Raw genomic sequence first — 13,705 nt, forward strand, 5'->3', positions numbered from 1 at the left:
ATCTCCGAAGGCCCGCTTGAGCTCGGAGGTCCGCTGTGCGATAGGCCGTTGAGCGTCTGCGGGACCGTTGTGGCTGGTCGCGCAGTTCCCCGCGCCCCTGCTCGGCGCTGCAGAACCGTTGCCGAATTCGCCAGGGCCTCTCAGGTCACGCACTACGCGGCCCTCCGCATCAGGTCGAGCCGCAGCAGCGAGAACAGGCGGCCCCGCTCATGCGCGGAGAACGCCTCGTCCAGCAGCTCGTCATACGCGTCACCGGCGTCCGCCGGCTCCTCACCCAGCCGTACGAGCAGCCGGTCCAGCACGGCCCGCAGCCACACCGCGTCCCGCCACAGCCCCGCCTCGTCGGCGGCGCCGCGCGTGTTGCACACCCACAGTCCGAGGCAGGCGGCGGCCGTGACGCACAGGCAGTAGCGGCGGGCCAGGTCGAAGGCGTCCTCCGGGACATCGGCGACCACGTCGGTGAAGTCGGCCATCCGCTCGTGCAGCCGACCGGTGACCTCCAGCAGCCGCAGCGCCGCGTCCAGCGCACATTTCAGGGCGGGGTGCTGCGTGGCCTGCTCCCGCAGTTCCTCGACCAGCCCGGGCAGCGCGGCCAGCAGCGAACTGCCGCTGCGTGCCTTGAGCGACAGCCGCCCCGGCTCGAACTCGGGGAGCAGCGCAGCCAGTTCGCAGGCCGCCAGCGCCGGGCCCGGATCGGCCGTGCCGCGCCTCCAATGCCGTAGCAGCGAACGGAACTGCTGCACCAGCGAGGTCAGATTGACCAGCGTGTTGCCGTCGAAGAGGCCGACGATCCGGTGGTCGCGCTCCACCTTCTGGAACATGCCGTACGGCCCGACGCCCTGTCCCGACACCAGGAACGCCCGCGCCCCGAGCACCCCGCCGAGTGCGGAGAGCACGTCTTCTGTGCCGGTCGGCAGCAGGTACTTCGTCACCGCCGCGATCAGCGACAGCTCGTCCGTGGCGGTGTGCACCATGCGGGACGCGACGAGCGCGAGCGCCTCGTGGGCGAGCACGTCTGCCGCCGCGGACGCCAACACGTGCCGTGCCTGCGGGAGTTCGGCGAGGCTACGGCCGTACAGGCGGCGTTCGCGGGCGAAGCCGAGGGCGATGTGCAGGCCGTGGTCGGCGGCGCCGAGGGAGAGGGAGGCGCACATGGTGCGGGTGAGCTGGAGGGCCTTGAGGACCGTCTCGATGCCGGTGCCCTCGGCTCCCACCAGGGCGTGCGGGCCGACCTGGGCGCCGTCCAGGACGATCCCGGAGATGTCGGCGCCGCGGATGCCGTGCGTGGGCACCTTGGGCAGGGAGCGATGGGTGGCCGGTGCCAGCTCGCGTTTGTCGGTGAGCAGGACGCTGAAGCCGCGGGGGCCGCCCCCCGGGTCCGTGCGGGCCAGGACGGAGAGGAGCGTGCCGCGGGTGGCGTTGTTGATCAGCCACTTCTCGCCGTGCAGCCGCCAGCCGCCGTCGGTGCGGTGCGCGGTCACCTCACCCGCCAACAGGTCGCTGCCGTGCGCCCGTTCGGTGAGCGCGAGCGAGACCGGCACCCCGGCACGCACGTCCGCGCCGAGCCGCGCCGCCTGCTCGTCACTGCCCGCGACCCATACGCACACCGCGCCCAGATACGTCTTGCCGTGCGCGACGGCCACCGTCAGATCGCGCCGGGCGACCGTCCGGACGAGCTGGAGGGCGTGCTCGTAGTCCCGCAGCCGGCCGCCGTGGCGGACCGGCACGTAGTAGTCGGGCAGGCCCCAGGCGTCGAGGTCGCGGCAGATCCGGTCCGGGAACTCCTCGCGGGCGTCGAGGTCAAGGCAGGTGGCGTACGAGAACGTGGTGCGCGGGTCGGTGGGGTCGCCGAGGGCGTGCTCCAGCTCCTCGGCGAGACGGTAGGGGGAGTGCTCCGTCATGACGTGCCCTCCCGCATGGCCCGGACCGCCGGGTCCAGCACCTCGTACAGCGGCGTCACCTCGCCCTTGAGGAACAGCTCCCGCATCACCCGGCGGCGGACCTTTCCGCTGGTCGTGCGGCGAACCGAGCCGGGGCGGACGAGCAGGACGCTGCCGACGGGGAGCGCGAACTCCCGGCCGAGGGTGTGCTGGACGGCGGTCGCCACGCGGTTCAGTGCCGGGTTGGGTCGTCGGTCGTCTGCGGGTTCGTTGGGGCTGGTCGCGCAGTTCCCCGCGCCTCTATGGGGCGCTGCTGTACTGGACCTCTGCAGGCGCACCTCCAGGATCAGGACCAAGTGTTCTCGGCCGTCCGCCGTTACGCCGAAGGCGGCGCCCGCTCCCCTTGCCAGCGACGGATCGGCCGACCTGGCGGCGCGCTCGACGTCGTGCGGGTAGAGGTTGCGGCCGGCGAGGACCACGACCTCCTTGATCCGGCCGGTGACGTACAACTCGCCGCCGTCCAGGACGCCCAGGTCGCCCGTGCGCACCCAGCCGTCCGGGCGGAAGCACTCAGCGGTGGCCGCCTGGTTGCCGTAGTAGCCCGCCGTCACGCTCGGCCCGCGCACCCACACCTCGCCGACCCGCCCGTCCCACAGCTCGCCACCCGTCTCCGGGTCGCAGATCCGCACCTCGCAGTCGCGGACGGTGCCGCTGGAGACCAGGGTGCGGTCGGTGCCCTCGGCCAGGACGCCCTGTTCGAGGGCGGCGGCGTCGACGGTCAGAACGGTCGGTTCGGCAGCCGCGTCGGCGCCCGTGACGAGCAGCGTCGTCTCCGCGAGGCCGTAGCACGGGGTGAACGCCTCGGCGCGGAAGCCGGCCGGGGCGAATCGCTCGGCGAAGGCCCGCAGAGTTTCGGCGCGTACCGGCTCGGCGCCGTTCGGGGCGACCCGCCAGCTGGACAGGTCGAGCTGTTCCAGCTGCTCGTCGGTGATACGGCGGGTGCACAGCTCGAACGCGAAGTCGGGCGCGCCCGATCCCTCGACCTGGTACGTGCCGATCATCTCCAGCCAGCGCCGGGGCCGCTTCAGGAACGACAGCGGCGACATCTGGACCGCGACGCCGCCCGCGTACAGCGGCTGGAGGAGATGACCGATCAGCCCGAGGTCGTGATAGTGCGGCAGCCAGCCGCCGACGACCATGTGCTCCCTGGTGCCGCTCCAGCGGTGGATCGCCGCCTCGTTGGCGAGCAGGTTGGCATGGGTGACCATGACGCCCTTGGGGTCGCTGGTCGAGCCGGAGGTGTACTGGAGGAAGGCGAGATCGTCCGGGCGGACGGTCGCCGGGCGCCACTGCTCCGGGTCGGGGGCGTGGGTGAGGCCTGCCGCGTCGGTGGCCAGGGTGTGGACGTGGGGCAGTTCGAGGGAGTCCAGCCAGGCCTGGAGGAGGGGCGCGTACGTGGACGTGGTGAGTACGGCCACGGCTTCCGAGTCGCGCAATATGCCGCCCACGCGGGCGAGTTGCTCGCCCTGGTCCGTGGGGAGCGGGGCCGGTACGGCGACGGCTCCGGCGTACAGACAGCCCGCGAACGCCGTCAGGAACTCCGGGCCCGGCGGATGCAGCAGCAGCACCGGGCGGCCGGTCGCGCGCCGCTCCCGCAGCCAGGCCGCCACGCTGCGCGCCTGTATGTCCAGGTCGCCGTAGGTCAGGTGCTCGGGGTCGGTGGCGTCCGAGCGGTCCGGGAGGTAGATGAACGCGGTGCGCTCCGGGTGCGCGGCGGCGCGCTCCAGGACGACGCGGGTGAACGTGTCCGCCTGCGCCGGCGCGAAGCGGAGCGGTGTGCTGGTCACGGCCGTCCCCCTGTCACGGTGAGTGTGATGTGACATGGCACAGCGGGCAGGTCCCGCAGTGCGTGCCGGTAGCCGGCCGTCCCGTCGGCCTGTGGCGGGCCGTACGGTTCGAAGCCGAGCGAGCGATAGAAGTCCGCGAAACGGTGGTTCTTCGCGGCGGGCCGGAACCGCCCGTGCACCGCGGCCACCCCGGCCTCCCGGGCCGCCAGCACCAACACCCCGCCCACCAGCGCATGTTCGATACGGCGACCGAAGACCCGGCAGCTGAGCAGCGCGTTGTCGATACGCCAGCCGTCGCCCTCGTACGACACGAACACCGCCCCGACCAGGCCGTTGTCGCCGAACCGGTCACGGGCGGAGACGGTGAGGACCAGCCCCGACTCGGCCGCCTCGGTCACCTCGTCCGCCGTCATGCGCCGGGTCGTCAGGTTGAACTGGTTGGTGCGCTGGGTGAGTTGGGCGACCCGGGCCACCTCGTGCGGTCGCAGCGGCGCCACGTCGACGGCCACTTCGAGGCGCGCGAGGAAGTCCTCGTACGACTCGGCGCTCTCCAGCAGCTCCCGCCGCTCGCCCTCGCCGCGGTACTGGGCGCCGCGCTGCCGGTCGGTGTCCGTCAGCTCCGGCACGTCGAACCAGCCGTCGGCGAGGAGGCGTTCGGCGTGCAGGGCCGGTTCGTCGTCCAGCGGTACGACCGCCACGTCCGGCAGCGCGGCGGCGACCTGCGCCCGCTCGAACGGGGAGTCGTCCGCGAAGACGAGACTGTCCACCCCGAGCCCGAGCCGCCCGGCGATCGCCCGCAACCCCTCGTCCTTGGGGCCCCAGTCCCCTCGTACGACGGTGAAGTCGTCCTCGGACAGGGCCATGTCGGGGTGGGTGCGCAGGACATGGGCGAGGGGCTCCTGGTCGTTCTTGGAGCAGACGGCGAGCAGCACGCCCTGGGCGCCGAGCTGCCGTATCACCCGCTGGAACCGGCCGAAGGCCTCGCCGCGGAGCGTGGACGCGGCGGCGATTCCCTCGGGGCCCGCGTCGCCGAGGACGCCGTCCCACAGGGTGTTGTCGGCGTCCAGGACCAGGACCTTCTTGGTGCGGCCGCGCAGGGTGCGGGCCAGATGGGCGACCTCGCGGGCGTATCCGGCGAGCAGGTCGGCGCCGAGGCGGGCGCGGGCGTATCCGGCGAGACGGGTGTCGCGGACCGGGCCGCTCGCGTTCGCCAGGGGCTCCAGGTCGATGGTGTGGGTGCGGGGGTGGGCGGTCGCGAGCCGGAGGACCCCCGCGTTCAACTCCCGCCATGCCGCGCCCAGTTCGACACGCGACCGGTGGTCGACCAGCTGGTGCGTGTGCTCGCGCAGGAGCGGGAGTGTGTTGAGCACGAGGGTGCCCTGGCCGTGACGGGCGTGGTGGGCGGTGAGGTGGTCGAGGCGCGCGAGGAAGTCCCGCGCCGCTGCCATGGCGTCCTTCGCCGTCCAGGGCGTCGGCAGTGAGTCGAAGACCACCGAGGAGTCGAGCACACACAGGGCGAGGGCGGTGCCGGGCGCGTACACGGGGCTGTCCACGTCCAGCAGGGCCCGTTCCCAGGCGCCGTGGTCACCGGTGAGCGGGCTGAGCAGCAGGCGGTGCCGGGCCAGTTCGGCGGTCAGCGAAGGCACCAGGCCGTCCAGCGTGCCGCTGCCGTCGATCGACACGGTGAGCGTCTCGATCCCGGTCCCGGCGAGCTGGTCGCGGACGGATCCGATGAGCCGTCCCGCCGTCCGCAGCGCCGCCGGGTCGTCGCCGGTGGCCAGCCGGTCGAGCAGCGCGGGCAGATCGTGCCGGCGCGCCGCCAGGCTGCCGTCGGAGTGCATCAAGCGCAGCCGGTCGAGTGGACCGGCCGCCGCCGTCGTCTCGGTGGTCATGCCAGGGAGCCTGCGAGCCCCGCCTTAACGGTCCCTTGTGCGGGCGGCGAACACGCAAGGCGGGCGCAAGGGCGGCTGCCGAGGGTGGGCCTCGACCGTACGGCCCAGGGAAGGCGGGACGATGGACGACGAAACAGGGCGTGAACTGCGTACCCAGGTCTGTGTGGTGGGTGGCGGGCCCGCCGGGCTCACCCTTGCCGTGGAACTCGCGCGGCGCGGGGTCGACGTCGTCGTGCTGGAGGCGTCGAAGCACTTCAACCGCTCGTTCCGCGGGGAGTCCGTGTCACCCGACTCGGTCTGGCTCCTGGACGAGCTGGGCATCCTCGACCGGCTCGACGGAGCGTACGTCCAGATGCACCGGTTCGAGATCGAGGACTCCGGGCACACCGTGCTCCACGCCGACTTCGACCGCTTCCCGTACCCGCACCCCTTCCCGGTCGAGCTACCCCAGCACATCCTGTTGTCGACGCTCGCCGAAGCCGGCGCCGAGCACCCCTCGTTCACGCTGATCCAGGGGGCGACAGCGACGGAACTGCTGCGGGACGGCGGGGGCAAGGTCACCGGCGTACGGGCCCGCACGCCCGACGGTGCCACGACCGTTCACGCGACGCTCACCGTCGGCGCGGACGGGCGGTTCAGCAAGGTGCGGGAGATGTCGGGGCTGGAAGCGCGGGTGATGCCGCTCGACCGGGACGTCGTCTGGCTCAAGCTGCCGTTTCCGTACGACAGTTGGGACGACCGTACGTACCGGGTGCGCATCCGGGGCGACCAGCACGGGCTGTTCATCCCGACCCGGCCCGACAGTGTTCGCGTCGGGTTCAACATTCCCAAGGGTGGCCTGAAGGAGATCCGTAAGCACGGGCTGCCACTGCTGCACCAGCGGCTCGATCTGCTCGCACCCGAACTGTCGGACACCGTTCGCAAGCACATCCGTGGTTGGTCGGACACATCCATGCTCGACATCTTCACGACCGTGGTGCCGCGTTGGTCGGCCCCCGGCCTCGTCCTCATCGGCGACGCGGCGCACACCCTCACGCCGATCCTCGGCCAGGGCGTCAACCACGCCATCATCGACGCGGTGACGCTGGCGCCGCTCCTGGAGGACGCGCTCCCCGAGGGCCCGGCCGCGCTCAGCGACGCGACCGACCGCTTCCAGCGCGCCCGCGAGGCCTCCGTCGCCCGCTCCCGCGCGCTCCAGCTGCGCCAGGAACGCCTGTTCTCCCTCGGCGGCCGACTCGGCGGTGCCTGGCGCCGCGCCCTCTACCGAGCCGTCGACCACAGCGAACGCCTCACCCACAAGGTTCTCGCGGGCGCGTACTTCCAGCTGCAGAAGCCGGGGGAGCGGGTGGCCAAGGTGCAGCAGGATGTCCATGGCTGACGCATCCCGTCCGCTCCTCGCCGCCCTCGCCCTGCATCAGTTCGTCATCGCCGGTGCCGGTGCGGTCGTCGCCCCGCTCGGGGCCGAGCTGCAGGCCGCGAACGGGCTGTCGGCGACCTGGCTGCCCTGGGCCGTCATCGCCTACGCCGTCGGGCTCGGCGCGCTCGTGCTGCCCGCCCGGCGGCTCGGCCGGCGCACCGGTCCGCTCATCATGCTGCTCATCGGGCTGTGGATGTTCGCGCAGGCCTCCGTCGCCTGCACGCTCGTACCGGATGCCGGGGCCTTCCTCGCGCTGCGGGCGGCGCAGGGTGCGGGGGCGGCCGCGCTGACCGCCGCCGCGCTGCTCGTGGTGCCGGTGCACACGAACCGGCTGCTGGTGGTGTGGGGTGCCGTGCTGCTCGCCGGGGTCACGGCGGGGCTGGTCGCGGGGGCCCACGTGCCTACGTCCCACTGGCGTTGGACGCTCTGGGCCGACGTGCCGCTGGCCGCGGCCGGTGGGGTCACGGCGATCAGGGTCCTTCGGGGGCGGAGGCGGCGGGGTCGGGCTCCGGCCGCCGTACGGGATGCGGTGGCTCAGCCGGTGCGGGACGCGGCGGCGTGAGGTACCGGCGTACCAGGCCCGCCACCACGTCGAGCAGTGCGGGCTCGTGCGTGCGGAGGAAGAAGTGACCGCCCGGCACCGTCCACAGCTCCCAGCCGCGGGCCGCGCACATCCGCCACTCTCGGACGTCCCCACGCGGCACCAACTCGTCCGTCTCCCCGGCGAACAGATGCAGCGGGACGTCCACGGGATCCGCCGTCCTCTCCGCGTCGGCGCACAGCCGGAGGTCGTCCCGCACCACCGGCAGCAGCGCCAGCAGCCACTCCGGATGCCCGAGCAGCACCGGCGGCAGCCCGCCCAGCGCGGCCAGCTCCCGGGTCAGGTCCTCGTCGGACGCGTCCGGGCCGCCGATACGCGGCGGGGGCAGGTGCGGGGCACGGTACGCGGCGAGCAGCGCGGCACTCGGCAGCCGGGCACCGCGCGACTGACGACGCCTTACGACCTCGTACGCGAGCAGCGCGCCCATGCTGTGCCCGTACAGCAGCACCGGCGGTCCGTCCGCGTCCAGCACGGGGCTGAGCTCGGCGTCCAACTCGGCGATGAGCGGGGCCAGTTCGGAGTGGCGGGGTTCGGTGATCCGGCCCTCACGGCCGGGCAGCCGTACCGGCAGGACGTCCACCGCGGCGCCCCGCCGGGCCAGCCCCCGCTCCCAGCGGGCGTAGGCGGAGGCGCCCCCGCCCGCGTACGGGAAGCAGAGCAGCCGGCCGACGGCGCCGGCACGCGGTGGACGCGACAGGTACTCCGTCACCGGGCCGCCAGCGGTCGCGGTAACCAGGTCCCCTCGCCGTCCAGGGCTGGATCCCCGCGCAGCACGGCCCCGTGCAACTCACGCAGCCGGGACGACGGTTCGAGCCCCAGCTCGTCGGCGAGGGTGCGGCGCAGCGCGCGGAACGTCTACAGGGCCTGCCAGGAGCGGCCGCTGCGGTGCAGGGCGAGGATCAGCTGGGCGTGCAGGGCCTCGTGCAGCGGGAAACGGGAGGCGAGCGAGGCGAGTTCACCGAGTACGACCCGGTGCCGACCGAGCCGCAGCTCCGCGTCGAAGCGCTCCTCCAGGGCCGCCATCCGCAGCTCCTCCAGCCGCAGCGTCTCTGCCCGCAGCACGAACCCCGGCTCCACGTCGGCGAGTACGGGTCCTCGCCAGAGCCTGAGCGCCCGCACGAGCAGCGCGCAGCCTTCGTCGTCCACGCCCTGCTCGATGGCCCGCCGGCCTGCCATGGCGAGGCGTTCGAAGCGGGCGGCGTCGGTCGATTCGGCGGGGACGTCGAGGAGATAGCCGCCTGGGACGCGCCGCAGCACGTCCCTGGGACCTCGGCGCTCGGCGAGACGTGCCGCGTTCTGTCGTCCGTCGTCTGCAGCGCCGTCGTGGCTGGTCGCGCAGTTCCCCGCGCCCCTGTGGGGCGCGTCATGGTCGAGGGCGTGAGCTATGAGCCGGCGGAGCTGTTTCACGTACGTGTGGAGCGTGGCCTCGGCCGAACGTGGTGGTCGGTCCTCCCACAGCTCGTCCACCAGTGTCGACACGCACACCGGGCGCCCGCAGTCGAGGCCGAGCAGCGCCAGGACCTTGCGTGGTTTTGCGGCGCTCGGGACGACCGACGCCTGCCCGATCCGAGCGCCGAGTGGTCCGAGTAAGGCGATGTCCATCACGTTGCCCCCCAGTGGTACCGCACCCCGCTTGGAATGCCCTTTCGACGGTGGCAGCAGGTGTGCGCCGGGCACCAGTGACCTCGGCACGAAGGCGATGTGAATCCGTCACGCCCCCACATGGGTGATATGAGGTAATACGGCGGGGTTACAGATGCGCACTGTCGGCCGGGGCTCCGCCTCGCCTACCATCCGCCCGTCTGGACCTGAGTTGGGGAGACTCTGGGGGGAGTCCGATGCCCGCACCGGCCGAACGGGCGCTTGGCCTGTCCGAGCGCTCGACCGCCACACCGACCGCGCCGGAGCACGCCACGCGCGCCGTCCTGATCGTTCCTGTCGTGTTCCTGCCCCTGGGCATGTGTGCCATCGCCGCCGAGGACCCGGGCCCGGCCGCTGCCGCGCTCTCAGTGGCCGCACTCATCGGGACGTACGTCCTGTTCCTGCTGCTCAGCCTGCCCGGACGGCGCCGGATCCGCGGGCACCGGCTGGGGCTGATCCTCACCGTGCAAGGCGTCCTCGCTTTCCTGCCCGTCGTCGCGCCAGGACCGGTGTGGCCCGGCATGGCCGGATACTTCGCCGGCTCACTGCTGCTGACGGTGGCGGCGCGCACGGGCCGCGTGCTCGCCGCGCTCGCCCTCGCCGGGGTGTGCGCCGCCGCCTTCGGCGAGGGCGCCGGACCCGCGAGCTGGCTGTACGCGGGCTGGTCCACGGCCGTGGTCGCCCTCGTCGTGTACGGCACGGCGCGTCTGAGCCAACTGGTGCTGACCGCCCGTGAGGAGCGGGAGATGCTGGCCTGGCGCGCGGTCGAGCAGGAGCGCCGCCGCTACGCCCGCGACCTGCACGACCTGCTCGGCTACAGCCTCTCCGCGATCACCCTCAAGGGAGACCTCGCCCAGCGGCTGGTACGGCAGCACCCCGAGCGGTCCCGGGAGGAGCTGGACGGACTGCTGGTGGTGGCCCGCCAGGCGCTGTCCGACGTCCGCACCGTCGCCCGCGGCTACCGCGATCTGTCGCTCACCCTGGAGGCGGAGTCGGCGCGTTCACTGCTCACCGCCGCCGACATCCGCACCGGCGTGGACCTGCGCTGCGAGAGTCAGGGGCCGGTCGGGACGGTCCTGGCGACGGTGCTGCGGGAGGGCGTCACCAACATCGTCCGGCACAGCAAGGCCACCGAGTGCCGGATCGAGACCCGGCGCGCGGACGGCGGGTTCGTGCGGCTGGTCATCACCAACGACGGGGCGGGGGCGGTGCGTTCGGGCCCCTTCCCGTGTCTGGAGGGCGGCGGCTCGGGAGGTCTTGCCAACCTCGCCGAGCGACTCGCGGCGATCGGCGGCCGGCTCACCGTGGACACCGACGAACGGGGCTGGTACCGGGTGACCGCGGAGGCGCCGGCGCATCTGGGGTGACTACAGGTCGGGTGGCTACAGCAACCAGCCCGACTCCTGCGCGATCCGCACCGCGTCCAGCCGGTTGCGCGCGTTGAGCTTGGCGACGACGGAGGTGAGGTAGTTCCGCACGGTGCCCGTGGACAGGTGCAGCGCCTCGGCGATGTCCGTCGCGTCGGCGCCCCGCGCCGCCCAGCGCAGGATCTCCGTCTCGCGCTCGGTGAGCGGCGACTCGCCGTCGGAGAAGGCGGACAGCGCCAGTTCCGGGTCGACGACCCGCTCACCTTCGGCGGCCTTGCGGACCACTTCGGCGAGATGGGAGGCGGGTGAGTCCTTGAGGACGAATCCGGTGACCCGCTCCGCGAGGGCCCGCCGCAGGGTGCCGGGCTTGCCGAGGCTGGTGAGGATGACGGTACGGCAGCCGGGCAGCCGCTCGTGCAGCTGCGCCGCCGCCGTGATGCCGTCGGTGCCGGGCAGGTCGAGGTCGATGACCGCGACGTCGGGCCGGGAGACGAGTGCGGCGTCGAGCACCTTGTCCCCCGATTCGACCTCCGCGACCACCTCCAGGTCGGGCTCCAGATTGAGCAGCGCCACAAGGGCACCACGCACCATGTAGACGTCCTCGGCCAGCAGGATCCGAATCAATCCACCCCCCAGGCAGACGCGGACAGCAGGTCCGCCATATGTGGCCCGGAGTGTAGCCCCGCCCTATGGCTGTTTTGTGAGGGATTTGTGCGGAGGGTAGACGTATGGTAACGCTCAGCCACAGATGCCGTGTTGGTGTTACTGAGTCACCAACTCGCGTGTGTCTGCGGAGTTTTCGGTCATTCCCGCGCGCCGGTGCAGGTTCCGCAGTGCGCCCGGCGCCCACCAGGTGGCCCGGCCGGTCAGCCGCAGTACGGCGGGCACCAGCAGGCTGCGCACGACCATGGCGTCCATCAGCACCGCGAGCCCCACCCCCAGGCCCAGCATCTTGATGTTCGTGACCCGTGAGGTGCCGATCGCGACCATCACCACGGCCAGGATCAGCGCCGCCGCCGTGATCAGCCCGCCGGTGCGCCGGATGCCGTCCGCGATCGCGGCCCGGTGGTCGCCGCCGGTCTCGTACTCCTCCTTGATCCGGGAGATCAGGAACACCCCGTAGTCCATGGAGAGTCCGAACGCCACACAGAACATCAGCACGGGGAGTGCGGTTTCGATATCACCCGTGGGCGTGAATCCGAGCGGCCCCGAGAGATGGCCCTGCTGGAAGACCCACACCATCGCGCCGAACATGGCGGTCAGGCTCAGGGCGTTGAGCAGGATCGCGAGGACCGGCAGCAGCACGCTGCCGGTGAACAGGAAGACCAGGATCAGGGTGGCGGCGACGATGGTGCCCAGCGCCCAGGGGAGGCGTTCTGCGGTGCCGTCCTGAGTGTCGGCGAGGACGGCGGCGGGACCCGTCACCGAGGTGTCGAAGGGCGCCGGGACATCACGGATCTCGTCGACCAGGTCCAGGCTGGAACGCGAGGTGGCCTCACCCGAGTGCAGCACGGTGAGGTACCCAGGCTGCTCGCCCGCACCGGCCCGCACACCCTTCACGAACTGCCCGGCGGGCCCCGTCACTTGGACGACGTGCGGCAGCGCGGACACCTCGCGGCTGTACTCGGCGACCGCCGCCCGGTCCGTGGAACCCTCGATGAGCACGCTGAGCGCGCTGCCCGGACTCGCCGGGAACTCCTCCCTCAGCTGCTGCTGCACGACCCGTGGACCGGCGGACTCGGGCAGCTGCCGGTCGTCCGCCGTGCCGAAGTGGACGTCCTTGAACGGCAGTCCGAGGGCCACGAGGACGGCCACCGTACCGACGAGGAAGTACGGGGCACGGCGCATCACGAGCCGGGCGAGCCGTCCCCAGACCGCACCGGGCTCTCCCGACTTCTTCCGGGCGAGCGGCACCCGCAGCGCGTTCACTCGGTGGCCGAGCAGCACCAGCACGGCGGGCAGCGCGATCAACGAGGCCGCCGCCGCGATCAGTACGACGGCGATCCCGGCGTACGCGAACGATTTGAGGAAGTACTGCTGGAACACGAACATCGAGGCCAGACACGCGGCGACGGTCAGCGCGGAGAACAGCACGGTCCGGCCGGCCGTCCGCAGTGTCGCGATCACCGCGGCCCGGGGCTCCAGCCCCGCCGCCAGTTCCTCGCGATGGCGGCGCACGATGAGCAGGGCGTAGTCGATGGCGAGCCCGAGCCCCAGCGCCGTCGTCAGGTTCTGCGCGTACACCGAGACATCGGTGAACTCGGTGACGATCCGCAGTACCGCGTTCGTGCCGAGGATCGCCACGATCCCCACCAGCAGCGGCAGCAGCGCCGCGACCGCGCTGCCGAACACGATCACCAGCAGGACGAGGGTGAGCGGCAGCGCGATCATCTCGGCCCGGACGAGATCCTCGGCGATCACCTCCTGTGAGGCGTGCCGCACGGCGGCCGGACCGCCCAACTCCACGTCCACCACACCGTGTTCACCGCTGTAACGTGGCTTCAGCGTCTTGAGGGTGTCGTCGACGGCATCCTCGTTGCCCCTCAGATGCGCGGTGATCAGCGCCTCGCCGCCGTCCTTCGCACGCAGCGCCGTGTCTTTGCCGTTCTTGCCGTCCCAGTACGAGACGACGCCGCCGACGCCGGGTTCCTGCGCCAGATCCCGGGCGAGGGAGCGGGCTTCGGCGGTCACCTTCGGGTCGTCGACGCCGTTCTCCGCGCTGACGAGCAGCAGCAGATTCGGCTGGGACGCGGGAAAGCGCTTCTCCAACTGCGCGGTGGCGTACGTCGATTCGGAGCCCGGGATCTGTGACCCACCGCTGCCGAGCCGGTCCGCGACCCCCTTGCCGAGCAGCACGGCCGCCGCGGTGAGCAGCAGCACGAGCAGAAGGGTGAGGCGGGGACGGGCGGTGAGCGCACGGGTCGTACGACTGCTGTCCGGTGGGGTGGGCGGGGGCGAGCTGATCATCGGAGGCGTCCTCCATGAATCCCAGGGATGGTCTGGGGTTCCCTGGTGAGCGGGCAGGGTGCTGCGGCCTCCGATGGTCGTGACCGGGGCTAA

The 13,705-nt window shown here is 72.3% G+C and carries 9 protein-coding genes and 1 pseudogene; 3 read left to right on the forward strand and 7 right to left on the reverse strand.

The window, feature by feature from the left end:
• Positions 1 to 152 precede the first annotated feature (152 nt).
• Genes ACTWQO_RS16630 through ACTWQO_RS16640 form a run of 3 tightly spaced genes read right to left on the reverse strand, consistent with a single transcriptional unit; the run spans position 153 to position 5,619 of the window.
• The gene (locus ACTWQO_RS16630; protein WP_443238088.1) at positions 153 to 1,901 is read right to left on the reverse strand and encodes an acyl-CoA dehydrogenase family protein; all 1,749 of its coding nucleotides are present in this window, start codon (positions 1,899 to 1,901) and stop codon (positions 153 to 155) included.
• On the reverse strand, positions 1,898 to 3,727 hold the full coding sequence (locus tag ACTWQO_RS16635; protein ID WP_443238089.1) for a fatty acyl-AMP ligase: 1,830 nt from the start codon (positions 3,725 to 3,727) through the stop codon (positions 1,898 to 1,900). Before ACTWQO_RS16635 ends, ACTWQO_RS16630 begins: the two co-directional genes overlap by 4 nt.
• Positions 3,724 to 5,619, reverse strand: a complete 1,896-nt coding sequence (locus tag ACTWQO_RS16640) for an HAD-IIIC family phosphatase (protein WP_443238090.1) — start codon at positions 5,617 to 5,619, stop codon at positions 3,724 to 3,726. Before ACTWQO_RS16640 ends, ACTWQO_RS16635 begins: the two co-directional genes overlap by 4 nt.
• A gap of 121 nt (positions 5,620 to 5,740) precedes the next feature.
• Between ACTWQO_RS16640 and ACTWQO_RS16645 the strand changes: the two genes are divergently transcribed.
• Positions 5,741 to 6,997, forward strand: coding sequence for an FAD-dependent oxidoreductase (locus ACTWQO_RS16645; RefSeq protein WP_443238091.1), 1,257 nt, complete (start codon positions 5,741 to 5,743; stop codon positions 6,995 to 6,997).
• Positions 6,990 to 7,598 (forward strand): MFS transporter, encoded by a 609-nt coding sequence (locus tag ACTWQO_RS16650; RefSeq protein ID WP_443238092.1) that lies wholly within the window; start codon positions 6,990 to 6,992, stop codon positions 7,596 to 7,598. The genes ACTWQO_RS16645 and ACTWQO_RS16650 overlap by 8 nt, the downstream gene beginning before the upstream one ends.
• Here the strand turns inward: ACTWQO_RS16650 and ACTWQO_RS16655 are convergent.
• Both ACTWQO_RS16655 and ACTWQO_RS16660 read right to left on the reverse strand, forming a co-directional pair.
• Complete coding sequence (locus ACTWQO_RS16655; RefSeq protein ID WP_443238093.1) at positions 7,507 to 8,346, reverse strand: thioesterase II family protein; 840 nt, start codon at positions 8,344 to 8,346, stop codon at positions 7,507 to 7,509. The genes ACTWQO_RS16650 and ACTWQO_RS16655 overlap by 92 nt on opposite strands.
• Positions 8,343 to 9,239 (reverse strand): annotated as a pseudogene (locus ACTWQO_RS16660) (AfsR/SARP family transcriptional regulator). The gene ACTWQO_RS16655 and the pseudogene ACTWQO_RS16660 overlap by 4 nt, the downstream one beginning before the upstream one ends.
• A gap of 236 nt (positions 9,240 to 9,475) precedes the next feature.
• On the opposite strand from ACTWQO_RS16660, the gene ACTWQO_RS16665 reads away from it, so the two are divergent.
• Positions 9,476 to 10,645 (forward strand): sensor histidine kinase, encoded by a 1,170-nt coding sequence (locus ACTWQO_RS16665; RefSeq protein ID WP_443238094.1) that lies wholly within the window; start codon positions 9,476 to 9,478, stop codon positions 10,643 to 10,645.
• A 15-nt stretch (positions 10,646 to 10,660) separates the two neighbouring features.
• Here the strand turns inward: ACTWQO_RS16665 and ACTWQO_RS16670 are convergent, their stop codons facing one another.
• Both ACTWQO_RS16670 and ACTWQO_RS16675 read right to left on the reverse strand, forming a co-directional pair.
• On the reverse strand, positions 10,661 to 11,269 hold the full coding sequence (locus ACTWQO_RS16670; protein WP_443238095.1) for a response regulator transcription factor: 609 nt from the start codon (positions 11,267 to 11,269) through the stop codon (positions 10,661 to 10,663).
• A gap of 138 nt (positions 11,270 to 11,407) precedes the next feature.
• Positions 11,408 to 13,612, reverse strand: coding sequence for an MMPL family transporter (locus ACTWQO_RS16675; protein WP_443238096.1), 2,205 nt, complete (start codon positions 13,610 to 13,612; stop codon positions 11,408 to 11,410).
• Positions 13,613 to 13,705: the final 93 nt, after the last annotated feature.

Origin of the sequence: Streptomyces sp. 4N124 (genome assembly GCF_052245395.1) — a bacterium.
Taxonomy (GTDB): domain Bacteria; phylum Actinomycetota; class Actinomycetes; order Streptomycetales; family Streptomycetaceae; genus Streptomyces.